Source organism: Streptomyces sp. NPDC059201, assembly GCF_042754585.1.
GTDB lineage: Bacteria > Actinomycetota > Actinomycetes > Streptomycetales > Streptomycetaceae > Streptomyces.
On the sequence record NZ_JBHZBB010000010.1, the window covers coordinates 81,734 to 102,961 of the forward strand.

Here is a 21,228-nt window from a genome sequence, read left to right on the forward strand (position 1 = left end):
CTTCCGGTGAGAGGGAAACGGGGTCATGGGGGTCATCCCTTGACGGCGCCGGTGAGCATCCCCTTCTTGAAGTGCTTCTGGACGAAGGGCGAGAGGACGGCGACGGGCAGCAGCGCGAGGACCATGACGGCCATCTGCACGGCGAGTCCGGAGAGGTTCCCGGCCTTGACGGCCTGGCCGAGGCCGACGGGGATCTCCTGTTTCTGGGCGAGCTGGATGAGCACGTTCTGGAGCGGCATCATGTTCTGGTCGTTGAGGTAGATGGAGGCGTTGAACCAGGCGCTCCAGTAACCGACCGCGTAGAAGAGGGTGATGACGGCGATCACCGCGCGGGAGAGCGGCATCACGATCGTCCACAGGATGCGCAGGTCGCCGGCGCCGTCGATGCGGGCGCTGTCGGTGAGTTCGGGCGAGATGCCCATGAAGAAGGCGCGCAGCACGAGGATGTTGAAGACGCTGACGGCGCTGGGGAGGATCAGCGCCAGGTAGGTGTCGGTGAGGCCGAGGGTCTGCACCAGCAGGTAGGTGGGGATGAGGCCTGCGCCGAAGAACATGGTGCCCATCAGCGTGAAGAGGATGGCGCGGTGTCCGACGGAGCCGGGCCGGGAGAGCCCGTACGCGCAGAGCACCGACACCGTCATGGAGAAGAGGGTGCCGGCGAGGGTGACGCCGAGGCTGACGAGGACGGCGCGGGTGACCTGGCCGCCGCTGAGGAGTTCCCGGTAGGCGATGAGAGTCAGGTCGCGGGGGACGATGACGAGGCCGCCGGTCTCCGTGATCGTCTTCTTGGAGGAGAGGCTGGTGACGACGACGATCCAGAGCGGGAAGAGGACGGCGAGGCAGGCGGCGGCGAGGAGGCCCGCCTTGGCGGTGAGGCCGGCGCGGGTCGGCGGTTCCTCCCAGACGGGCCGGGCGGGGCGGGGCTGCCGGGTCGCGGGGACGGGGCGTTCGAGGAGTCGCTGGGTCATTTCCGGTACACCCCCTGCTCGCCCATGAGGTGGGCGGCCTTGTTCGCGGAGAGGACGAGGACCAGGCCGACGAGCCCCTTGATGAGGCCGGCCGCGGCGGCGTAGCTGAAGTCCTGGCTGCGCAGGCCGGTCCACCAGACGAAGGTGTCGAGGACCTCGGCGGCGCCGGGTCCGACGGCGTCGCGCTGGAGCAGCAGCTGTTCGAAGCCGACGGTGAGGGCGTCGCCGACGCGGAGCACCAGGAGGAGGGCGACGACGGGCCGGAGCGCGGGCAGGGTGACGTGCCACATGCGGCGCCAGCGGTTCGCGCCGTCCATGGCGGCGGCCTCGTACAGCGCGTGGTCGACGGCGGCGAGCGCGGCGAGGAAGACGATGACGCCCCAGCCCGCGTCCTTCCAGATGCCCTCGGCGGTGACGAGGAACTTGAAGAGGCCGGGGTCGGTCATCAGGTCGAAGCCCTCGTGGCCGTGTTCGCGCAGGGTCTGGGCGATGATGCCGGCGCCGCCGAAGATCTGCTGGAAGACGGTGATGACGATGACCCAGGAGAAGAAGTGCGGGAGGTAGAGCACGGCCTGGACGAAGGCGCGGACGCGGGGCCGCAGCAGGCTGTGCACGAGCAGGGCGAGGGCGATGGGGACGGGGAAGAAGAGCACCAGCTGGAGGAGGAAGAAGACCAGGGTGTTCTCGACGGCGGCCCAGAACGAGGGGTCGGTCAGGACCCGGTCGAACTGGGCGAAGCCGACCCAGGGTGACTCCAGGATGGCGGTGACGCCGTTGGTGGAGACGTAGGGGTCGTAGTCCTGGAAGGCGACGACGTTCCCGAGGATCGGGAGGTAGTTGAAGACGAGGACGAGGACGAGGGCGGGCACCGTCATCAGCAGGAGGGTGCGGTCGCGCCGGAGCCGCCGGCCGAGGGGGATCCTCGGCCGGCGGTCGGTGGTGTCGTGCTCGCTCACGTCAGCTCGCCGCGGAGCCGGTGGTGTCGAGGAGCTTCTTGTACCAGTCGCGGAGCTGGTCGCCGCCCTTCGACTTCCACTCCGAGACGGCCTGCTGCATGTCGGAGACCTTCTTGCGGCCGCGGACGATGTCCTTCTCCAGCTGCTCGAAGTCGTTCATGAGGCCGGTCCACTGCCCGGGTTCGGTGACGGTGAGGCCGTAGAAGGAGGACTTGCGGGTGAGGGCGCCCATCCGCTGCTGCCACTCGACCTGCGCCTTGGCGACGTCGGGGGTGTCGGGGTGGGCGATGTAGGGGGCGGGGCTGGCGACGAACAGCCAGGAGCTGTTGACCTCCAGGTTGCCCGCCTCGGTCTTCACCGGCAGGCCGTCCTCGACGGTGTGGTGGACGCCCTCGACGCCGTAGTCGGTGAGCATGCGCTCCTTGGTGCCGTAGGGGGCGGCGGTGAAGTTCGCGATGGCGAGCGCGTCCTCGATCAGTGCCTGGGGTGCGCCCTTGCGGACGAAGGCCCAGATGTTGGCGGGGTTGGTGGCCCACAGCCGGGGCGCGCCGCCGGCGTGGCCGGGGATGTCCATCGCTGCCATGGCGAACTTCGGGTTCTGCGCGGCCTGTTCGGAGGTCTTGGCGTACCAGTGGGAGAGGTCGTTGTTGTAGATGAGGCACTGGCCGGCGGTGAAGCGGTTGCCGGTGTCGCCCTGGTTCTGGGCCTTCTCGTCGGGGTGGACGACGCCGGCGTCGAAGAGCGTGCGGGTCCACTCCAGGGCTTCGAGGTACTCGGGGGTCTCGATGCGGTTGACGAGTCTGCCGTCGACGAGGTTCCAGCCGAGTGCCTTGTCGCCGCCGTTGAGGACGCCGAACATGTTCCAGGCGGTCCAGGTCATGTCGCCGCAGGCCCAGACCTTCGTCCTGGCGCTGGTGATCTCCTTGGCGAGGGCGAGGAACTCGTCGGCGCTCGTGGGGAGTTGCCAGCCCTTCGCGTCGAAGAGGTCCTTGCGGTAGAAGGGCGCGATGTTGGTGACGTAGGAGGCGGGCATGGGCAGGCCGCGGAGCCTGCCGCCGAAGATGGAGCGCTGCCAGGCGTCGGTGGGGATGGCGGCGAGGTTGGGGTACGCCTTCACCTTGTCGCCGGAGAGGTACGGGCCGAGGTCCTCGAACTTGGCGTTGATGGCGCTCGGGATCTTGCCGCCGAGGTTCCAGCCGGGGACGACGACGAGGTCGGGGATGTCGCTGGAGGCGAGGACGGCGCCGAGCTTCTGGTCGTAGACGTTGCCGTCCTGGTTCTGCCAGGTGGCCTGGACGCCGATGGCCTCGTTCATGGCCTTGTAGTACGGGTTGCCGGGGGCGGGCGGGGTGCCCCAGAGCGGGGCCATGACGGTGAGCGCGCCGCCCTTGCCCTTCTTCTCCGCCACGGACGCCTTGAGTTCGGCGCTGGGGATGGCGCGGGTGAAGCCGGCGGCGGAGCCGTTGCGCGCGGGGACGTCGGCGGGGACGACCTCGCTCGCCACGAAGGCGGGGAGGATCCTGGCGGCGTCCTTGCCGCTGGTGGTGCCGTCCTTCTTGCCGGTGTCGCCACCGCCGCCGCAGGCGGTGAGGAGCGGGGCTCCGCCGGCGACCGCGACGGCGGCGACGGCACCGGTGGCGAGGAAGCCCCTCCGGCTCTGTTCGGTTCTCGGGGAGCCCGTGGAGGCGGCGTTCGGCGTCATTGCGTCAACCCTTCATGGCACGCGCCAGGACACGCGGCGCCCGAGGGCCGCCCGCCGGCTGCGGTGACGGAGATGGAGCAAGGTGCGGGGTGCGGGGTGCGGGCGGGGTGGGACCCCGGGGGCGCGGCGACGGGCGCGGCAGGTCGGCACCGGTGAGTCGAAGCGCTTCGATGTTGCTGCGAGGTTAAGTGACGGCCACAGGCGCGGCAAGAGTCGTTCAGGAGTTTCTCGGACGGGAGCCAGGACGGGCGCGTTGCCTTCAACTCCTGTGGCCAGCCGGGCAAGTAGAGGCGCCGGGAACCTTGACACCCACCCTGCGGGGCTTGAGCATCGAAGCGCTTCGAAACTTTCGGCCGCCATCCGGCGACCGCCGTCCAAGGGACTCGTACGTGACCGCAGACCGGCCGCCCTTCCGTGACCCTTCCCTCCCCGTCGACGCACGCGTCGCCGACCTCCTCGGCCGCCTCACCCCCGCCGAACGCCTCGCCCTCCTCCACCAGTTCACGCCGGCCGTCGAACACCTCGGCGTGGCCGCCTTCCGCACCGGCCAGGAGGCGCTGCACGGCGTCGCCTGGATGGGCCCCGCGACCGTCTTCCCGCAGGCCGTCGGCCTCGGCGCGAGCTGGCACCCCGAGCTGGTCCGCCGCGTCGGCGAGGCCGTCTCCCGCGAGGCGCGGGCGATGCGCGCCAAGGACGAGCGCGTCGGCCTCAACGTCTGGTCCCCCACCGTGAACCTGCTGCGGAACCCGCTCTGGGGCCGGGGCGAGGAGGGCTACTCCGAGGACCCGGCGCTCACCTCCGCCCTCGCCGTCGCCTTCACCCGCGGCCTGCGCGGCGACCATCCCACGTACTGGCGCACGGCCCCCGTGCTCAAGCACTGGCTCGCGCACAACAACGAGGCCGGCCGGGACGTCACCTCGGCGTCCGTCCGCCCGCGCGTGCTCCACGAGTACGACCTCCGGGCCTTCCGCGGCGCCGTCGAGGCGGGCGCGGTCGCCGGGGTGATGCCCGCGTACAACCTGGTCAACGGGCGCCCCAACCACCTCTCCCCGTACCTGGAGACGGAGCTGCGCGCCTGGACCGACCAGGAGCTGCTGGTCTGCTCCGACGCGGGCGCGCCGAGCAACCTCGGCGACTCGCAGGCGTACTTCGACAGCCACGAGGAGGCGGTCGCGGCGGCGCTGCGGGCCGGCGTCGACTCCTTCACCGACCACAACACGGACGCGTCGATCATCCTGGGCCGCCTCCGGGGTGCCCTGGAGCGCGGGCTCATCGGCCAGGAGGACGTGGACCGGGCCGTACGCCGCCAACTGACCGTGCGCTTCCGGCTCGGCGAGTTCGACCCCGGGCTCGATCCGTACGCGGACGAGACCGCCTACGACACGCCCGCCCACCGGGAGCTGGCCCGGGAGGCCGCGGAGGCGGCGGTCGTCCTGCTGCGCAACGAGCCCGCCGGGGACGGGGCGCCGCTCCTCCCCCTCGCGGGCGTGTTGCCCGACGGGGTGGCCGATGGGGTGGCCGACGGGGGTCGGATCGCGGTCGTCGGGCTGCTCGGCGACGCCGCGAAGCTGGACTGGTACAGCGGCTCGCTGCTGCACCGCTCGTCCCCGCTGGACGGGCTGCGGGAACGGTTCGGCGCGGACCGCGTCGACTTCGCGGAGGGCGTGGACCGGATCCGGCTGCGCACCGCCGACGGGCGCGCCCTGCGCGTACCGGAGTCCTCGGCGGAGAAGACCGTACGCGGCGCGGAGGGCGCACTCGACCCGGCCCTGCTCGCGGGGCGCACCGACCTGCCGCCCCTCACCGCGGACGCTGACCCCGATGCCGACGGCTCGGTTCTCGACCTGATCGACTGGGGCGACGGGGTGCTGACCCTGCGCGCCCCGGACGGCCTGTACCTGTCGGTGGCCGAGGACGGACTGGTACGCGCCTCCGCGGACGAGCCCGGCGGCTGGGTCGTCCAGGAGACGTTCCGCTTCGAGGCGGTGGAGGACGGGGGCGACGGCCTCGGGCAGGGCGACGGCGGTGTCGGGCACGGTGGGCGGGTCCTCCTTCGGCACCTCGGGACGGGGGGCTACGTCTCTGTCGCCGCCGGGGGCGTGAAGGTTGCCGCCGATCGGGAATCCGCCGGAATCTTCACGGTGGAGACCGTCGAGCGGGGCGAGGAGGCCGTGGCCCGCGCCGCAGCCGGTGCAGACGTGGTGATCGTCGTCGCCGGGAACGACCCGCACATCAACGGGCGCGAGACCGAGGACCGGCCGACGCTGGGACTCCCCGCCCACCAGGACCGCCTGTGGCGGGCCGCGTACGCCGCCAACCCGCGCACGGTCCTCGTCCTCGTCTCCTCCTACCCGTACGCCGTCCCGGACGCCGCCGCCACTCTCCCCGCGCTGCTGTGGACCGCCCACGGCGGCCAGGCGGCGGGCACGGCGCTGGCGCGCGTCCTCGCCGGGGACGTCTCCCCCGCCGGACGCCTGCCGCAGACCTGGTACGCCTCCGACGCGGACCTGCCGGACATCCTGGACTACGACGTCATCGGCAGCAGGCAGACGTATCTGTACTTCGACGGGACGCCGCTCTTCCCCTTCGGCCACGGCCTGACGTACACGACTTTCCGGTACGAGGGGCTGACGGCCGAGGCGGACGCGGCGAAGGTACGTGTCTCCTGCACCGTCACCAACACGGGCGCCGCCGCCTCGGACGAGGTAGTCCAGGTGTACGCGCGGGCCGTCGCCCCGTCCGTGCCGCGCCCGCACCGGGAGCTCGTCGCGCACGAGCGGGTCCACCTGGCGCCGGGCGGGACGGCGACGCTCGCCTTCGCGGTACCGGTGTCCGCGCTCGGGTACTGGGACGTGGCGCACGGGCGGTGGACGGTGGACCCGGGGGCGTACGAGTTCCTGGCCGGGCCGTCCTCGGCGGACGTGCGCCAGACCGTCCGCGTCGAGCTGGACGGTACGGCCCCGGGGCCGCGCCCGGTCCTGGAGGCGGGCCTGGAGGCGGCCGACTACGACGAGCAGACCGGCACCGTCATCGTCGACCGCTCCCGGGTCTCCGGCGACGCGGTGACCCCGACCGGTCCGGAGCTGCCCGGCACCCTCCTCTTCCGCGCCTGCGACTTCGGCGACGGGGTCACCGAGCTCGCCGTGACGGCCGCCGGCGCGGGCGAGGTGACGTTCTTCGCGGGCGACGGGCGCACCGAGGTCGCCCGGGTGACGGTCGAGCCGACCGGCGGCCCGTACACCCACACCACCGTGGGGTCGCCCTGTCACGTCCGTGACGTGACGGACCTCCACGTCGAGCTGCGCGGGCCTGTGCGCCTCGCGCACGTCGGCTTCTCCGGTTGAGGGTCCGGAGAAGCCCGACGAAGGCGCCCCCGCCGGCCTCCTCCGGGCCCGGCGGGACGCCAACAGGGGCCCCGCACCGGAGACTTCCGGCGCGGGGCCCCTTCCCGTGATGCGGATAGGCTCGCCCGGTCCACGACACCGGGGAGGGACCCACATGATGCACACGACGTCCTGGCGCGGAGCCACGCTGGCCGCCGCCGTTCTGGCGGCCCTGGCCGTCTCCTGCACGACGACCCCCAAGCCCGACGACGCGGCGGCGGGCCGGAGCACGGCGCCGAGCGCGACGGCGACGGGGACCGACCCGTACGCGCCCGGACCCGGTGAGGATGTCCGTGGCGCCTTCGCCACCCTCCAGGCGACCAAGAACGACGGGTGCGCGAAGGACTGTTCCTCCTACCTCGGCCGGGTCAACAAGGAGGTGCAGGAGATGGACATGGCGATGAAGGCCAGCCCCAAGGGGGCGGGGCACTTCCCCGAGCCGATCGACCGGATCGCGGAGCTGAACGGGAAGCTGGCCGGGGACACGTCCCCCGCGAACCTGGAGAAGCACAAGCAGGACCTCATCGGCACCCGCGACTTCATCAACACGTGGATGCAGGACCACCCGGACGACTACCGCTGACCACGGCGAACCCCAGCGCGGCGGCGACGAGCGCCGCGCTCAGCAGGAACGGCCCCGTCGGCCGATCCAGCACCAGCGCCGCCGACAGCGGCCCCGCCACGGCCCCGACGTTGAGCGCGGCCGTGGCGTAGGCCCCGGCGAGCGCGGGCGCCCCGGCCGCCTCGTACAGGATCCGGGCGATCAGCGTCCCGCCGAGCGCGAACGACAGCGCGCCCTGCACGAGCAGCAGGCCCATCAGCGCCCCCGGGCGGTCCGCCAGGACGGCGAGGGCGACCCACCCCACCAGCAGCAGCGGCCCGCCCACGGCGAGCAGCCGGTCCGCGTACCGGTCGGCCAGCCGCCCCGCCAGCGTGACCCCGGCGAAGGAACCCGCCCCGAACAGCACCAGCGCCACGGAGACCCAGGGCTCGGCGAGCCCGGCCGGACCGGTGACGACGGGGGCGAGGAAGGTGAAGGCGCCGAAGGTGGCGGCATTCACCAGCGCGGCCAGGACAAGGACGCGTGAGAGCCGAGGCTCCCGCAGCACCCCGAACTCCGCCCGCAGCGACCGCCTTTCGGACCGATGGCCGGGTACGCCCCACAGGATGCCGAGCGCCGCAGGTACGCAGAGCGCGGCGACCGCCCAGAAGACGGCCCGCCACCCGGCGAACGCACCCAGCAGCGCGCCGCCGGGCACCCCGACGACGGTCGCGACGGTCGTCCCGCCCAGCAGCACGGCGAGCGCCCGCGCCTTGCGGTCGGCCGGGACCATAGCCGTGGCCGTCGTGAGGGCGAGGGCGAGGAACCCCGCGTTCGCGAGGGCGGCGGCGACCCGGCTGACGAGGAGGACGGTGAAGCTGGTGGTCACAGCGCCGACGACGTGCGCGGCGAGGAAGACCAGCACGAACAGGAGCAGCCCGGCCCGGCCGGACCGGCCCCGCGCGAGGACGGCCATCAGCGGCGCGCCGATCACCATCCCGACCGCGAACGCGGACGTGGGCGAACCGGCGGCGCCGACGCTCACCCCCAGGTCGCGGGCGAGGTCCGGCAGCAGGCCGGCGAGCATGAACTCGGAGGTGCCCATGGCGAAGACCGCCAGGGCGAGCAGGTAGAGGGGAAGAGGAAGTGGCACGGAAGACTCCGGGGGTGGGCGAGAACGAAGGACGTCGTCTCGTCACCGCCGCCGGCCCGGCCCCTGCCCCTCATACGCGCGAGCACGCGCGACCGGCCGCGGGGCGCGTTGCGCGCGGCGGCGGGCCGCCGGGTGTCACCGGCTCAGGGAGTGCGGAGGCTCAGGGGCTGACGGCGTGACCGAAAGCCCCCCACTCTGGATGCCTCGGGGCTGGACATGCCGGGGAGGTTACGCGCTCCGCCCACTCCTCGCACCTGATTTCCTTCCGCCCCCTCGCGCGGTCAGCTCTCGTCCCACGCCCCGCCGGACATGAGCTGCCGCCCCCGGATCTCATGCTCCTCGTGCCACGCCTGGAGCTCGACGGGCCGCACCCGGAACCACCGGTAGCCCGGCCCGGCCCGGCGGGCGTCCCACCCGGTCTTGGTACGGAACCCCTCGGCGGCCTCGTCCGGGACCTCGTCATGGGTGTACGTGGAGACCTCGCCGTCGAGGAGGACGACGTCCCGGGTATCGCCGAGGGCGAGGCGCGTACGCGGATGGCCGGCGAGGTTGCGCCCGGTGGGGTTGGAGAGCCGAGTGACGAGCCAGACATCGGACCCGTCCCAGAAGAACGAGAGCGGCACGAGATACGGCACCATGTCCGCCCCGGCGGAGGCGACCCAGAGGTCCATCTCCCGCTCCAGCCGCGCCCGCACGTCCTTGATCCGCTGAGCCCGCTCGCGCGGGGGCTTGGCGCTGCTCAACGCTTGACGGAGTCGATGAAGGTCGCGAAGGCGGCGGCGGGAATGGAGAGGGTGGGGCCGGCCGGAACCTTCGAGTCGCGGACGGGAACGATGCCGAAGGTGGGGACGTGGTTGTGAGCGACCTCAACGCAGTTGCCGCCGTCGTCACTGTAGGAGGACTTGAACCAGCGGGGAGACTCGGTCGTCACAACATGCCCTTTCGCGCTTCCTCGATCATGGCCACGGTGTTCGCCTGCGAGAGCGACTCCGCCGCAAGTTGATGGTAGAGCGTGAGGGTGGACGACACCGCTCCGCTCTCCCTGACCAAGTGCCCCTGGGATTGGGACTCTGCGTAGGAGAGCACGCTTCGATCGTGCATAGTCGCCAGGTTCACGGGCCTGTTGATCGCCCGCCTCTCTCCTATGACGAACGGAGCCACCTGGAGGACCGTAAACGGGCGCGCCGCGAACCTCACGAGAGCGTCAAGCTGCACTGCCATGACCTCAGTGCCACCCACCAAGCGGCGGATACAGCTCTCGTCCATCACGACGAAGAGCATCGGCGGTTTTTCCCGCTCCAGGATCTGCTGGCGCTCAGACAAGAACCGGACACGCTCTACAGCCTGCGCCTCCGTGATGGATCCACGCGCTATCGCCCCGTCCGCCAAAGCACGTGCGTACCCGGGCGTCTGAAGAAGTCCTGGAACGACCCCGATCTCGAACAAGCGGATCTCTACAGCCTTGCGCTCCTGATGGACGTACTCCGGGAAGCCCTCCATGAGCACCCCGTGTCGCAGCTGCTGACACTCGCGGTCGAACGACTGGTCTGTACCCGTCAGCCCGAACGCCACATCGAGGGCTCCCGAAAACTTGAGAGTTGAGGGTCGGTTACCAGTTTCGATGGCGGAAATGTGCTTGCTGGAGTACCTGGTCCGCTCGGCCAGATCCTCCTGTGTCCAGCCCCGCTCCTCACGCAGCCTGCGCACACGCGCCCCGTACGCCGCCAGAGGCCCGCTGTCCGGCTCCAGCTCCTTGCGATTGACCACAACTCTCCCTCCGCCACTCGCACGTTGAAGGCATACCGACTCTAGGTCACGCTGGTGCCTCCCGGTAGTGAATCCACTACAGAGAGGAACCCCTCATGCCCGAAGGCGACTGCTCCACCCCCGTCCCCGACCTCGGCACGTTCATGGCGGCAGACACACCCGGCGGGGCGACCCGTCTCGGGAAGGTGACCGCCTGGGACGGCGACTGCGTCCACCTGCAACGACCCGGCGGGGGCACCGCGTGGACGGCCGCACCGTCCGAACTGCGCCGCCCGACGGACGACGAGCGCACACTGATCCGCGTCCTCACCACCCCCGTACCCGCGGCGACCCGCACCCACCGGACCGCCCAGGAACCCCCGGTCGTACTGCCGGAGGCCCCCGTACCGCCGGCCGTGCCGACACCCGGCTGCCCGACCTGCGAACTCGCCGCCGCATGGGAGCAGAACTGCCTCCGCAGGAACGACCACTCCCGCGCGGCGGACTTCCGGATCGAGATGCGCAACCACCCGCACACCGAACCGAAACTGACCCTCCCGGAAGGCCCCTCGGCAACCCGCAGCCCGTAGGAACACGAAAACAGGCGCGGCCGGCGAGTTCGACGGGCCGCGCCTCTACGACACGGGTCAGTAGCCGATCTTGTAAAACTCCACGTCGCCGTAGTTGTAGGTGTTGAGGATGCCGCTGGTCGCGCCCACGATCATCTACGTCTCGGCGCTCGCGGGCGTGGCGGAGGTCATGGGCAGGAGGGCGGCCGCGGCGAGGCCGGCGAGGCGACGGCGAGTGGAGGAGCGAGACATGAGGTGGCTTCCTTCCGGTTCGGCGGGCGGGCCGGGGCGAGGCGCTGCGCCCCCGGCCCGCAGGGACAGGGGGAGGGGTCAGCTCGGCTGGTCGCCCGTGTAGCGGTAAATGGCACCGGCCGAATTGACGCACCACACCGTGCCGTCCGCCGCCGCGCCGATGTCGATCGCGGAGCCGGGGATGCCGACCCAGGGGTTCGCGTCGTGGTTGGTGTAGCGGTAGATCTGGTCGGAGGAGTTGACCCCCCAGACGGTGGTCCGGGACCCGGCGGTGATGCGGCTCAGACCGCCGGAGACGTTCACCCAGTCCGTCGTGCTCTTGTCCCCGGTGTACCGGTAGATCGCACCGGCGGAGTTGACGCACCAGACCGTGCCGTCGGCCGCGACGCCGATGTCGACGGCGCTGCCCGGGATGCCGACCCAGGGGTTCGCGTCGTGACCGGTGTACCGGTAGATCTGACCCGACGAGTTCACGCCCCACACGTGGGTCCGCGACCCGACCGAGATCCGTGTCAGACCGCCGGAGATGTTGACCCAGTTGGTCGTGCTCTCGTCTCCGGTGTAGCGGTAGATGGCACCGGCCGCATTGACATGCCACACGGTGCCGTCGGCGCCCACGCCGATGTCGACGGCGCTACCGGGGATACCGACCCACGGGTTCGCGTCGTGACCGGTGTACCGGTAGATCTGACCCGACGAGTTCACGCCCCACACGTGCGTCCGGGACCCCACCGAGATCGTCGAAAGACCGCCAGAGATGTTCTTCCAGTCCGCCATGCCTCACCCCTTTGCCGTTCGGCTGTACCGCTCGGTACGTGACGAGCATCGGCGGCACCCGCACGGAGCAATAGACCGATTGACCTCTAAGACGATCCAGAAATCGACGTTTTGCCCCCTCCTCCCGCCGGACGCACGGCCAGCAGGCGGCCCGCCCGGCTCCCGGAAGTCCGAGAACGCGGTAACCCACAAGGCGAACACCACGGCGCCCGGTTGACGCCCGGCCCGGCGCGCTCGCGGCGCTCATGACGGCGCGCGATCCGCACACGGCGAAGCCCCGGGCGGGGCCCGGGGCTTCGGAAGGGGGTGGCGGGAGTGAGGTGCTACGCGCCGAGGGCCTGCTCGACGGCGTCGGCGACGCGCTGGGCCTGGAGGTCGCGGCCCTTCTCGTTGGGGTGCGCGTACCAGGGGAACGCCACCTCCCCGAACACGAGCTGGGAGTCCTCCAGCAGGCCGCCGATGGCCCGGTCGGCGCCGTCACAGGCCGTGTTGCCGCCGGTGTGGGCGTAGAGGTCCACGAACGTGGCACCGCCCTCGGCGTCGGCCGCGACCTTCCGCATGGCGTCGTTCAGCCGCTTCTGGACCTGGTCCAGGACCGGCAGGGCGTCCTGGGGGATGTCGGCGAAGGGCAGCTCCGTCTGACCGGGCGCCGCGGTCGCGCACGTGGAGGTGTCCTCGGGTACGAGCCGGGCGTAGCCGACCAGGACGCGCTTCGCGTCAGGGGAGAAGTACCCGATCCGGTCGAGCAGCTCCTCCAGGTCCCCGGCGACCTGCTCGAACTGATCGTCCAGCCACCGCTTCCCGTCCCCGGACTCGAAGAACTCGCCGCACTTGGCGGCCGGCTCGTCCGCGTCCACCGCTTCACCCGGCAGCAGAGGGTGGCTCCGGAGCGTCTCGGAACACTGCTTCAGGATGCGGTTGAAGCCCACCGTGTTGCCGCCCAGGCTTCCCACCGTCAGCTGGGTGTCCTGCTTGAGTGCGTCCTGCTGCTGCGGGACCTTCATGCCGCCCAGCAGCTCCTGCTCCTGCCAGAAGTGGTGAACGAGCGCGCCTCCACAGGAGACGTCCGCCTGGACGTCGAGCGTGACGCCCTTGTCCGCGAGGCGCCGGGTGGCGACGGCCGGGTAGTTCTCCTTCGCCTGGAAGCAGAAGGTCCTGTCACCCTCCTGGAAGGGAGCGATGCCGAAGTTCGCGGTGTACGAGTCGCCGAAGAAGACGGTCGGTACGGGATCGGCCGGGGCCGCGCCGGCGTTCGCCGCCGGACCGGCGAGCGCGAGGCAGCTGCCCAGCGCGGCGGCCGCGGCGACCAGCCGCCGTACCACCGGGGTCTTCGTCGTCCTGCGGGAGGCCGAAGGCATGGCTGTGCCCTTTCGTCAGGGGATCAGGTGAAGTACGGAGCATCGGAACGCTCCGTATTCAGTCAGACACGGAACGCGATCTTCCAGTGGACGCGCGCCACACCTGCCCGTTCTCGGCCAAACGCCGCACCGTTCTCGATATCGCCTGGTCAGCGGGGCGCGCACGCGGGCCGTACCGACGAGTCCTGAAGTGATCACGACCCGAAAGAGGCCGAGCCAGCCCGCGCGCCCCGCAACCCGGGCGGGGGCGCCGGGCGATGACGGGCCGACGGACGCCTTCGCACGTCATTCCGTTCCGCACGGAGGGACGACCCTCGGACTCGCATGCGACGGCCACCCCCGCTCCCGCCCGCCGATCGGCCGGAATTCCGCCCGCCCCGCCGCCCGCGCGGGTCAGCCGCCCCCGCCCGGCGTGTACAGCGCCCCCTGGACGTACTCCATGGCCTTCGTGAAGGCGGGGTCGGTGAGGCGGCGCTCGTACTCCTCCTCGTCGACGTCCTCGATGTGGGTCTGGATCCACCAGAGGTTGCCGAAGGGGTCGCGGACGCGGCCGACGAGGTCGCCGAAGGAGAGGTGGGTGACCTCGGTGACCGACGTGCCGCCGGCCTCGACCGCCCGGCGGTGGACGGCCCGCGCGTCGTCCACGTACAGGCGGAGGAAGGCCGGGGTCGGCGGCCAGTCGGGCGGGCTGTCGAAGGCCATGATCCTGGCGTCCCCGACGCGGAGTTCCGCGTGGCCGACGGTGCCGTCCTCCATGACGAAGCGGCCCAGATCCTCCGCGCCGAAGGCCCGCTCCAGGTAGTCGATGAGTCCGGCCGTGTCGGCGCCGATGATCCAGGGGGTGACGGCGGTGTAGCCCTCGGGTACCGCGCGGACGGGAGTGGTGTCGTCGCTCATGGGCCCATGCTGGCGCCCATCGAGGTCAGTTCCTGTCCTCCTGGCCCGGGGCGGTGTCAGACGCGGCTGGCAGCATCGGGGCATGAGCTCTCCACGCACCACGCCGCCGCGTCCTGTCGACGTCGCCGCCGTGTTCCCCCGGCTGGAGCCGCTGGCGCGGCCGGCGCTCCGGCTGCATCCGCGGCGCGGGAAGCCGACGCCGTACGACAGCTCGGTCGGCGGGCCGCTGCTCTGGCCGCGCGCGCAGCCCTGGCCGCACTGCGACAAGTGGCACGACGGGCCGCCGAACCCCCTCGTGCCCGTGGCGCAGTTGTACGCGCGCGACATACCGTTTCTCCGCAACGCGACCCGGCTCGACCTGCTCCAGGTGCTGTGGTGCCCCTGCGAGCACGCGCCGGACTTCAAGCCGGCGACCGAGCTGGTCTGGCGGGCCGCCGCCGACGTGACCGACGTCCTCGCCGCGCCGCCGGAGCCGTACGACGTCGAGTACGAGCAGTACCTGCCGAAGCCGTGCGTGCTCGCGCCCGAGCCGATCACCGAGTACCCGAACCTCCTGGAGCTGGACGAGGAGACGCGGGCGCAGCTCGGGGACCTGGGCCGGTGGCGGGCGGGCGGCGTCGCCATGGACGGCTACGAGGAGGACCCGGAGTCGTACTACGGGGACGCGCTGTCCGACGCGCCCGGCTGGAAGGTCGGCGGCTGGGCCCCGTGGGGGCTCACCGATCCCATAGCGCGGTTCTGCGTCGCGTGCGGCGCGGCGATGCTGCCGCTGCTCACCGTCCCCTCCACCGAGTGGTGGGCCGACGAGGAGAGCTGGGTCCCGGTCGAGGACCGGGGACCCGACGGGCGCGTCGACGAAGAGGTGCGGGACCCGACCGGGGTCCAGGTCTCACGGGGCAACAACCTCCAGATCTACGGCTGCCCGAACGAGCCGTGGCACCCGCACACCACGCTCATCCAGTGACGCCGTCCCCCACACCCATCGGGCCCAACCTCCTTACGGAGTAAGGCAGTTCCGTCCCCGTGACGATGGACGTCGGGCCGGGCTCCCCGTGGGTGACCTGGTACGCGGCCGCCGCATCCCCCCGGTGGTCCGGCACCGTGACGGTGGTCGTCGTGCCCGCCGCGCCGCCGGGGGCGACCAGCAGGGTGAGGCCGTCCAGCCAGGGGCCGTCGGGGCGGTCCGAGGGGGCGGCCAGGGGGAGGACGGCGCCGGGGCGGACGTACAGGGGGAGGCTGTCGAGGGCGTGGGTCTCGCGGCGCCAGGCGGGGCCTTGGACGGTCTCGCCGGTGAGGAGGTGGGTCCAGGCGCCCTCGGGGACGTACACCTCGACCTCGCCGCCGGGGTCCATGACGGGGGCGACGAGGAGGTCGGGGCCGAGCATGTACTGGCGGTCGAGGGTGCGGCAGGCGGGGTCCTCGGGGAATTCGAGGAGCATGGGGCGCATGACGGGGACGCCGGTGGCGTGCGCCTCGGTGGCGGCGGCGTACAGGTAGGGCATCAGACGGTGCTTGAGGCGGGTGAAGCGGCGGGCCACCTCGACCGCCTCCTCGCCGAACTCCCACGGCACGCGGTACGAATCGCTGCCGTGGAGGCGGCTGTGGGAGGAGAGCAGGCCGAAGGCGAGCCAGCGGGTGAAGACCTCGGGTTCGGGGGTGCCCTCGAAGCCGCCGATGTCGTGGCTCCAGAATCCGAAGCCGCTGAGGGAGAGCGAGAGTCCGCCGCGCAGCGACTCGGCCATGGCCTCGAAGGAGGCCCAGCAGTCGCCGCCCCAGTGGACGGGGAACTGCTGGCCGCCGGCGGTCGCCGAGCGGGCGAAGAGGACGGCCTCCCCGGGGCCGCGCTCCTTCTCCAGGAGTTCGAAGACGGTGCGGTTGTAGAGGTGTGTGTAGTGGTTGTGCATGCGCTCGGGGTCGGAGCCGTCGTGCCAGGCCACGTCGGTGGGGATCCGCTCACCGAAGTCGGTCTTGAAGCAGTCGACGCCCTGCGCGAGCAGCGGGCGCAGCTTGTCCTGGAACCAGGCGCGGGCGTCCGCGCTCGTGAAGTCGACGAGGGCCATGCCGGGCTGCCAGAGGTCCCACTGCCAGATGTCGCCGCCGGGGCGCCGGACGAGGTGGCCGAGGGTGGCGGCCTCGTCGAAGAGGGCGGACTTCTGGGCGATGTACGGGTTGATCCAGAGGCCGACGCGCAGGCCGCGGGCCTTGAGGCGGGCGAGCATCCCGTCGGGGTCGGGGAAGGTCTCCGGGTCCCAGGCGAAGTCGGACCACTGGTACTCGCGCATCCAGAAGCAGTCGAAGTGGAAGACGGAGAGCGGGATGCCGCGGTCGGCCATGCCGTCGACGAAGGAGGTGACGGTCGCCTCGTCGTAGGGGGTGGTGAAGGAGGTGGTGAGCCAGAGGCCGAAGGACCAGGGCGGGGGCAGGGCGGGGCGGCCGGTGAGGGCGGTGTAGCGGCGCAGCACGTCCTTGGGGGTGGGTCCGGCGACGACGTAGTACTCCAGGGACTGGTCCTCGGCGCTGAACTGGACCTGGCCGACAGCCTCGGAGCCGACCTCGAAGGAGACCCGGCCGGGATGGTTCACGAAGACGCCGTAGCCGCGTGAGGAGAGGTAGAACGGGATGTTCTTGTACGCCTGTTCGCTGCTGGTGCCGCCGTCGGCCTGCCAGATGTCGACGCTCTGCCCGTTCTTCACGAACGGGGTGAAGCGCTCGCCGAGGCCGTAGATCTGCTCGCCGACGCCGAGGGCGAGCTGGACGGCCATGTGGTGGGCGCCGTCGGGCGTGGTCACGAACGCGGTGCCCTTGCGGCCCGCCTGGGTGAGCGGGCGGCCGTCGGCGTCCAGGAAGTCCAGGGTCCAGGGCCGGGAGCGGTCGAGGCGGAGGCGGAGGGGACCGGAGGCGAGCTCGACGGCGGTGCCGTCGTCGTGGACGGTACCGGCCCCGGGGGCGGGCTCGGGCTCGGCGAGGGTGAAGTCGGGGCCTCGGCGCGCCTTTCCGGCGTGGTGGGTGACGCGGACGCCGATCACCCCCTCGGCGGGCGCGTGGCACTCCACCGTGAGCAGCGCCGAGTTCAGGGTGTCGCCGCGGGTGTGGACCCGCTTGACGGAGGCGTACGCGGTGAAGCGGCCGGGGGCCACGCGCAGGTCGCGGACCTCGGTGGCGTACGAGGCGTGCACGCCCTCGCGCATCAGCCAGAAGCCGTCGGTGAACTTCATGCGGGTCCTTCGGGGGTGGGGTGGGGAGGGGCTGCGCCGAGCCCGGGGGCCGTACCGGGCCCCAATAGTTATCCCAGAAAACAAAACCCGCGACCAGCCCCTCGGCGATCACGGGAGGGGGGTGGTGTGCGCGGTGGTGACGGCGGCCGCGGAAGCGGTCGTGGAAGCGCTCCCCCGATCACCGGCAGAAAACGCTTTCTACGAACCCTGCGCGAAGCATTGACGAAACACCAGCGCCGCCCTAACTTCATGCCCGTTGCACTTCGTACGTCATATATGAGACGCCATACACGAGATCTGAGAGTGCTCCAATGGCCTTCGCCCCCAGCCCCATCCCCTCCCGGACCCAGTACGTCCTGGAGGCGATCAAGCACGACATCCTCACCGGGGGGCTCAGACCCGGCCAGGCCCTCGTGGAGGCCGAACTCGCCGCGCGCTTCGGGGTGTCCAAGACCCCGGTGCGCGAGGCGCTGAAGACCCTCGCGGGCAGCGGACTCGTGGTCATGAGCCAGTACAAGGGCGTCACCGTGCGGATGGTGGACGCGGACATGGCACGGGCCGTGTACGACGTCCGGCTGCTCCTGGAGCCGGAGGCCGTCCGCCGGGCGGTCGCCTCGGGCGCCCCGCTCGACGCGGCCCACGAGGCGCTCGCCCGGGCCGCCGGCGCCGAGGACCCGGCCGAACGCTCCCTGGCCAACCGGGCGTTCCACCGCGCTCTCTACCTCCCCTGCGGCAACCCGCTGCTGGGGCGGATGCTCGACGAGGTGCGCGACCAGGCCGCGCTCGTCTCCACCGTCGCCTGGGCCGCCGTCCCCTCCTGGGAGCGCGAGGCGGCCGAGCACGAGGAGATCCTGCGGCTCGCCGCCGCGGGCGACGCCGACGGGGCGCGGCGGGCGGTCCACGCCCACATCGCCTCGTTCGTGGAGCGCGCCTTCCCCGCGAACCCCCTGGAGCCCGTCGCGGGCTCCTCCCCTCTGGACAGCGACAGCGAGTGATGATGACCTTCGAGACCCTTCGGGCCGCCCTCGCCGACGTCGTGGCCATCCCGGTCACGCCGTTCGCCGAGGACGGCCGGGTGGACTCCGTCGCCCACCGGGCGCTGCTGCGCCGGCTGCTCGACGGCGGGGTGCGCACCCTCACCCCCAACGGCAACACCGGCGAGTTCTACGCCCTGACCCCCGAGGAGCGCCGCTCGATCACCGAGGCGACCGTCGCCGAGGCGGCCGGCCGCGCCACGATCCTGGTCGGCGTCGGGCACGACGTACCGACCGCCGTCGAGGCGGCCCGGCACGCCCGGGACACCGGGGCGCACATGCTGATGGTCCACCAGCCGGTGCACCCGTACGTCTCCGAGAGTGGCTGGGTCGACTACCACCGGGCCATCGCCGAGGCGGTGCCGGAGCTGGGCGTCGTCCCCTACATCCGCAACCCGCTGCTGAGCGGGGCGCGCCTGGCCGAACTGGGCGCCGCCTGCCCGAACGTGGTGGGCGTCAAGTACGCCGTGCCGGACGCGGCGCGGTTCGCCGCCTTCGCCCGGGACGCGGGGCTCGACCGCTTCGTGTGGGTGGCGGGGCTGGCGGAGCCGTACGCCCCCTCCTACTTCTCGGCGGGCGCCACCGGTTTCACCTCCGGCCTGGTCAACGTCTCCCCGGCGGTCTCCCTGGAGATGCTGGAGGCGCTGCGGGCGGGCGACTACGGCACCGCGATGAAGGTGTGGGAGCGGATCCGCCGCTTCGAGGAGCTGCGCGCGGCCAACGGCAGCGCGGACAACGTGACGGTGGTCAAGGAGGCGCTGGCCTCGCTCGGGCTGTGCCGCCGCGACATCCGGCCGCCGAGCCGCGAACTCCCGGAGGACGCGCGGGCCGAGGTCGCGGCGATCGCCGGTGGGTGGCCGATATGACGGATGCTCAGGAGCGGCGGCACGACCCGTCGCACGGTCGGCCGGAGAAGGCGCCGCACGAGCTGCGGAGTCACCAGTGGTACGGGACCGACGGGCTGCGGTCGTTCAGTCACCGGGCCCGGACTCGGCAGCTCGGCTACCTGCCGGAGGAGCACCTCGGCAAGCCGGTGATCGCGATCCTCAACACCTGGTCGGACATCAACCCCTGCCACGTGCACCTGCGCGACCGCGCGCAGGCCGTGAAGCGCGGGGTGTGGCAGGCGGGCGGCTTCCCGCTCGAATTCCCGGTGTCCACGCTGTCGGAGACCTTCCAGAAGCCGACGCCGATGCTCTACCGCAACCTCCTCGCCATGGAGACGGAGGAGCTGCTGCGCTCGTACCCGGTGGACGGGGCGGTGCTGATGGGCGGCTGCGACAAGACGACGCCCGCGCTGCTGATGGGCGCGGCCACGATGGACCTGCCGACTGTGTTCGTGCCGGCCGGTCCGATGCTGCCGGGGCACTGGCGCGGGGAGACCCTCGGCTCCGGCACGGACATGTGGAAGTACTGGGACGAGCGGCGGGCCGGGACCATCGGCGACTGCGAGATGGCCGAGCTGGAGAGCGGGCTGGCCCGCTCCCCCGGTCACTGCATGACGATGGGGACGGCGTCGACGCTGACGGCGGCGGCGGAGACCCTGGGCGTGACGGTGCCGGGCGCCTCCTCGGTGCCGGCGGTGGACTCGGGGCACGACCGGATGGCCGCCGCGTCGGGGATGCGGATCGTGGAGCTGGTCCGTCAGGACCTGCGGCTCTCGCGGCTGCTGACCCGGGAGGCGTACGAGGACGCGGTCGCCGCCGTCCTGGCGCTGGGCGGCTCGACCAACGCGGTGATCCACCTGATCGCGATGGCCGGCCGGTCGGGCGTGAAGCTGACGCTGGACGACTTCGACCGGATCGCGCGGACGGTGCCGGTGCTCGCGAACCTGCGGCCCGGTGGCGCGTACCTGATGGAGGACTTCCACTTCGCGGGCGGGATGCCCGGCTTCCTGTCCCGGATCACGGACGTGCTCCACCTGGACCGGCCGACGGTCTCCCACGCCACGCTGCGCGAGCAGCTCGACGGGGCCCTCGTGCACGACGACGAGGTGATCCGGGAGCGGCACCGGCCGCTGGCGGCCGAGGGCGGGCTCGCGGTGCTGCGCGGCAACCTGTGCCCGGACGGGGCGGTCGTCAAGCACGTCGCGATGGAGCAGCACTTCCTCAAGCACACCGGCCCGGCCGTCGTCTTCGACGACTACCGGACGATGCAGCGGACCATCGACGACCCGGCGCTCGGCATCACCGCCGACCACGTGCTCGTGCTGCGCGGCGCGGGCCCCAAGGGCGGTCCGGGGATGCCGGAGTACGGGATGCTGCCGATCCCGAAGTACCTCCTGGAGCAGGGGGTGCGGGACATGGTCCGGATCTCGGACGCGCGGATGAGCGGGACGAGCTACGGGGCGTGCGTGCTGCACGTGGCGCCGGAATCCCATGTCGGCGGGCCCCTTGCCCTGGTCCGTACGGGCGATACGATCACCCTCGACGTCGCGGCCCGCTCCCTCCATCTGCACGTCACGGACGAGGAAATGGAGCGCCGCAGGGCCGCGTGGACCCCGCCGCCGGCCCGGTACGAGCGCGGCTACGGCGCGCTGTACATGGAGCAGATCTCCCAGGCCGACACCGGCTGCGACTTCGAGTTCCTGGCCCGGCCGGGGACGACCCCCGAACCGTACGCGGGCTGAGCCCCGCCCCGACCCCGGGACGGCGTCCGGCCGGACCGCCCACCACCC

The 21,228-nt window shown here is 72.0% G+C and carries 18 protein-coding genes; 7 read left to right on the plus strand and 11 right to left on the minus strand.

The window, feature by feature from the left end; translation table 11 throughout:
- Positions 1-32: 32 nt before the first annotated feature.
- Genes ACFXMG_RS28505 through ACFXMG_RS28515 form a run of 3 tightly spaced genes read right to left on the minus strand, consistent with a single transcriptional unit; the run spans position 33 to position 3,626 of the window.
- Positions 33-968, minus strand: a complete 936-nt coding sequence (locus ACFXMG_RS28505) for a carbohydrate ABC transporter permease (protein ID WP_383830180.1) — start codon at positions 966-968, stop codon at positions 33-35.
- Positions 965-1,924, minus strand: coding sequence for an ABC transporter permease (locus tag ACFXMG_RS28510; protein WP_383830182.1), 960 nt, complete (start codon positions 1,922-1,924; stop codon positions 965-967). Before ACFXMG_RS28510 ends, ACFXMG_RS28505 begins: the two co-directional genes overlap by 4 nt.
- Position 1,925: 1 nt before the next feature.
- Positions 1,926-3,626, minus strand: coding sequence for an extracellular solute-binding protein (locus ACFXMG_RS28515; protein ID WP_383830185.1), 1,701 nt, complete (start codon positions 3,624-3,626; stop codon positions 1,926-1,928).
- A gap of 389 nt (positions 3,627-4,015) precedes the next feature.
- Between ACFXMG_RS28515 and ACFXMG_RS28520 the strand changes: the two genes are divergently transcribed.
- Both ACFXMG_RS28520 and ACFXMG_RS28525 read left to right on the plus strand, forming a co-directional pair.
- Complete coding sequence (locus ACFXMG_RS28520) at positions 4,016-6,970, plus strand: glycoside hydrolase family 3 C-terminal domain-containing protein (RefSeq protein ID WP_383830188.1); 2,955 nt, start codon at positions 4,016-4,018, stop codon at positions 6,968-6,970.
- A gap of 154 nt (positions 6,971-7,124) precedes the next feature.
- Positions 7,125-7,592, plus strand: a complete 468-nt coding sequence (locus tag ACFXMG_RS28525; protein WP_383829562.1) for a hypothetical protein — start codon at positions 7,125-7,127, stop codon at positions 7,590-7,592.
- Here ACFXMG_RS28525 and ACFXMG_RS28530 read toward each other — a convergent pair.
- The 4 genes from ACFXMG_RS28530 to ACFXMG_RS28545 form a co-directional block, all read right to left on the minus strand.
- Positions 7,552-8,703, minus strand: a complete 1,152-nt coding sequence (locus ACFXMG_RS28530) for a Cmx/CmrA family chloramphenicol efflux MFS transporter (RefSeq protein WP_383829559.1) — start codon at positions 8,701-8,703, stop codon at positions 7,552-7,554. The genes ACFXMG_RS28525 and ACFXMG_RS28530 overlap by 41 nt on opposite strands.
- Positions 8,704-8,984: 281 nt before the next feature.
- The gene (locus ACFXMG_RS28535) at positions 8,985-9,446 is read right to left on the minus strand and encodes a pyridoxamine 5'-phosphate oxidase family protein (RefSeq protein WP_383829556.1); all 462 of its coding nucleotides are present in this window, start codon (positions 9,444-9,446) and stop codon (positions 8,985-8,987) included.
- Positions 9,443-9,634: a DUF397 domain-containing protein gene (locus ACFXMG_RS28540; RefSeq protein WP_383829553.1), complete on the minus strand. Its 192-nt coding sequence runs from the start codon at positions 9,632-9,634 to the stop codon at positions 9,443-9,445. The genes ACFXMG_RS28535 and ACFXMG_RS28540 overlap by 4 nt, the downstream gene beginning before the upstream one ends.
- A complete protein-coding gene (locus ACFXMG_RS28545; protein ID WP_383829550.1) occupies positions 9,631-10,470 on the minus strand; it encodes a Scr1 family TA system antitoxin-like transcriptional regulator in 840 nt (279 codons plus the stop codon). The genes ACFXMG_RS28540 and ACFXMG_RS28545 overlap by 4 nt, the downstream gene beginning before the upstream one ends.
- 95 nt (positions 10,471-10,565) lie before the next feature.
- On the opposite strand from ACFXMG_RS28545, the gene ACFXMG_RS28550 reads away from it, so the two are divergent.
- Positions 10,566-11,039: a hypothetical protein gene (locus tag ACFXMG_RS28550; RefSeq protein ID WP_383829547.1), complete on the plus strand. Its 474-nt coding sequence runs from the start codon at positions 10,566-10,568 to the stop codon at positions 11,037-11,039.
- 309 nt (positions 11,040-11,348) lie between these two features.
- On the opposite strand, the gene ACFXMG_RS28555 is transcribed toward ACFXMG_RS28550, so the two are convergent.
- The 3 genes from ACFXMG_RS28555 to ACFXMG_RS28565 all read right to left on the minus strand — a co-directional run bounded on the left by ACFXMG_RS28555 (position 11,349) and on the right by ACFXMG_RS28565 (position 14,302).
- Positions 11,349-12,047: a tectonin domain-containing protein gene (locus tag ACFXMG_RS28555; RefSeq protein ID WP_383829544.1), complete on the minus strand. Its 699-nt coding sequence runs from the start codon at positions 12,045-12,047 to the stop codon at positions 11,349-11,351.
- 323 nt (positions 12,048-12,370) lie between these two features.
- Entirely contained in the window at positions 12,371-13,405 is a 1,035-nt protein-coding gene (locus ACFXMG_RS28560; RefSeq protein ID WP_383829541.1) for an SGNH/GDSL hydrolase family protein, read from the minus strand.
- 393 nt (positions 13,406-13,798) lie between these two features.
- Positions 13,799-14,302, minus strand: coding sequence for a VOC family protein (locus tag ACFXMG_RS28565; protein ID WP_383829538.1), 504 nt, complete (start codon positions 14,300-14,302; stop codon positions 13,799-13,801).
- Positions 14,303-14,384: 82 nt separating this feature from the next.
- Here ACFXMG_RS28565 and ACFXMG_RS28570 point away from each other — a divergent pair, with 82 nt between their 5' ends.
- Positions 14,385-15,266 carry a hypothetical protein gene (locus ACFXMG_RS28570; protein WP_383829536.1) on the plus strand — a complete coding sequence of 294 codons (882 nt, stop codon included), beginning with the start codon at positions 14,385-14,387 and terminating at the stop codon, positions 15,264-15,266.
- Here the strand turns inward: ACFXMG_RS28570 and yicI are convergent.
- Complete coding sequence (yicI, locus tag ACFXMG_RS28575; RefSeq protein WP_383829533.1) at positions 15,256-17,517, minus strand: alpha-xylosidase; 2,262 nt, start codon at positions 17,515-17,517, stop codon at positions 15,256-15,258. The genes ACFXMG_RS28570 and yicI overlap by 11 nt on opposite strands.
- Before the next feature lie 311 nt (positions 17,518-17,828).
- Here yicI and ACFXMG_RS28580 point away from each other — a divergent pair, with 311 nt between their 5' ends.
- From ACFXMG_RS28580 to araD, 3 genes are read left to right on the plus strand one after another with little or no spacing between them, the layout of a single operon-like run.
- Positions 17,829-18,512, plus strand: coding sequence for a GntR family transcriptional regulator (locus ACFXMG_RS28580; RefSeq protein WP_383829530.1), 684 nt, complete (start codon positions 17,829-17,831; stop codon positions 18,510-18,512).
- Complete coding sequence (locus ACFXMG_RS28585; protein ID WP_383829527.1) at positions 18,512-19,417, plus strand: dihydrodipicolinate synthase family protein; 906 nt, start codon at positions 18,512-18,514, stop codon at positions 19,415-19,417. The genes ACFXMG_RS28580 and ACFXMG_RS28585 overlap by 1 nt, the downstream gene beginning before the upstream one ends.
- Positions 19,414-21,180 (plus strand): L-arabinonate dehydratase, encoded by a 1,767-nt coding sequence (gene araD / locus ACFXMG_RS28590; protein WP_383829524.1) that lies wholly within the window; start codon positions 19,414-19,416, stop codon positions 21,178-21,180. Before ACFXMG_RS28585 ends, araD begins: the two co-directional genes overlap by 4 nt.
- The last annotated feature ends 48 nt before the right edge of the window (positions 21,181-21,228 follow it).

Bases quoted from the DNA above. Each gene is read 5' to 3' on its own strand.
- ACFXMG_RS28505 (WP_383830180.1), bottom strand. From the start codon at position 968: ATGACCCAGCGACTCCTCGAACGCCCCGTCCCCGCGACCCGGCAGCCC.
- ACFXMG_RS28515 (WP_383830185.1), bottom strand. From the start codon at position 3,626: ATGACGCCGAACGCCGCCTCCACGGGCTCCCCGAGAACCGAACAGAGC.
- ACFXMG_RS28525 (WP_383829562.1), top strand. From the start codon at position 7,125: ATGATGCACACGACGTCCTGGCGCGGAGCCACGCTGGCCGCCGCCGTT.
- ACFXMG_RS28550 (WP_383829547.1), top strand. From the start codon at position 10,566: ATGCCCGAAGGCGACTGCTCCACCCCCGTCCCCGACCTCGGCACGTTC.
- ACFXMG_RS28555 (WP_383829544.1), bottom strand. From the start codon at position 12,047: ATGGCGGACTGGAAGAACATCTCTGGCGGTCTTTCGACGATCTCGGTG.
- ACFXMG_RS28560 (WP_383829541.1), bottom strand. From the start codon at position 13,405: ATGCCTTCGGCCTCCCGCAGGACGACGAAGACCCCGGTGGTACGGCGG.
- ACFXMG_RS28565 (WP_383829538.1), bottom strand. From the start codon at position 14,302: ATGAGCGACGACACCACTCCCGTCCGCGCGGTACCCGAGGGCTACACC.
- ACFXMG_RS28570 (WP_383829536.1), top strand. From the start codon at position 14,385: ATGAGCTCTCCACGCACCACGCCGCCGCGTCCTGTCGACGTCGCCGCC.
- yicI (WP_383829533.1), bottom strand. From the start codon at position 17,517: ATGAAGTTCACCGACGGCTTCTGGCTGATGCGCGAGGGCGTGCACGCC.
- ACFXMG_RS28580 (WP_383829530.1), top strand. From the start codon at position 17,829: ATGGCCTTCGCCCCCAGCCCCATCCCCTCCCGGACCCAGTACGTCCTG.
- ACFXMG_RS28585 (WP_383829527.1), top strand. From the start codon at position 18,512: ATGATGACCTTCGAGACCCTTCGGGCCGCCCTCGCCGACGTCGTGGCC.
- araD (WP_383829524.1), top strand. From the start codon at position 19,414: ATGACGGATGCTCAGGAGCGGCGGCACGACCCGTCGCACGGTCGGCCG.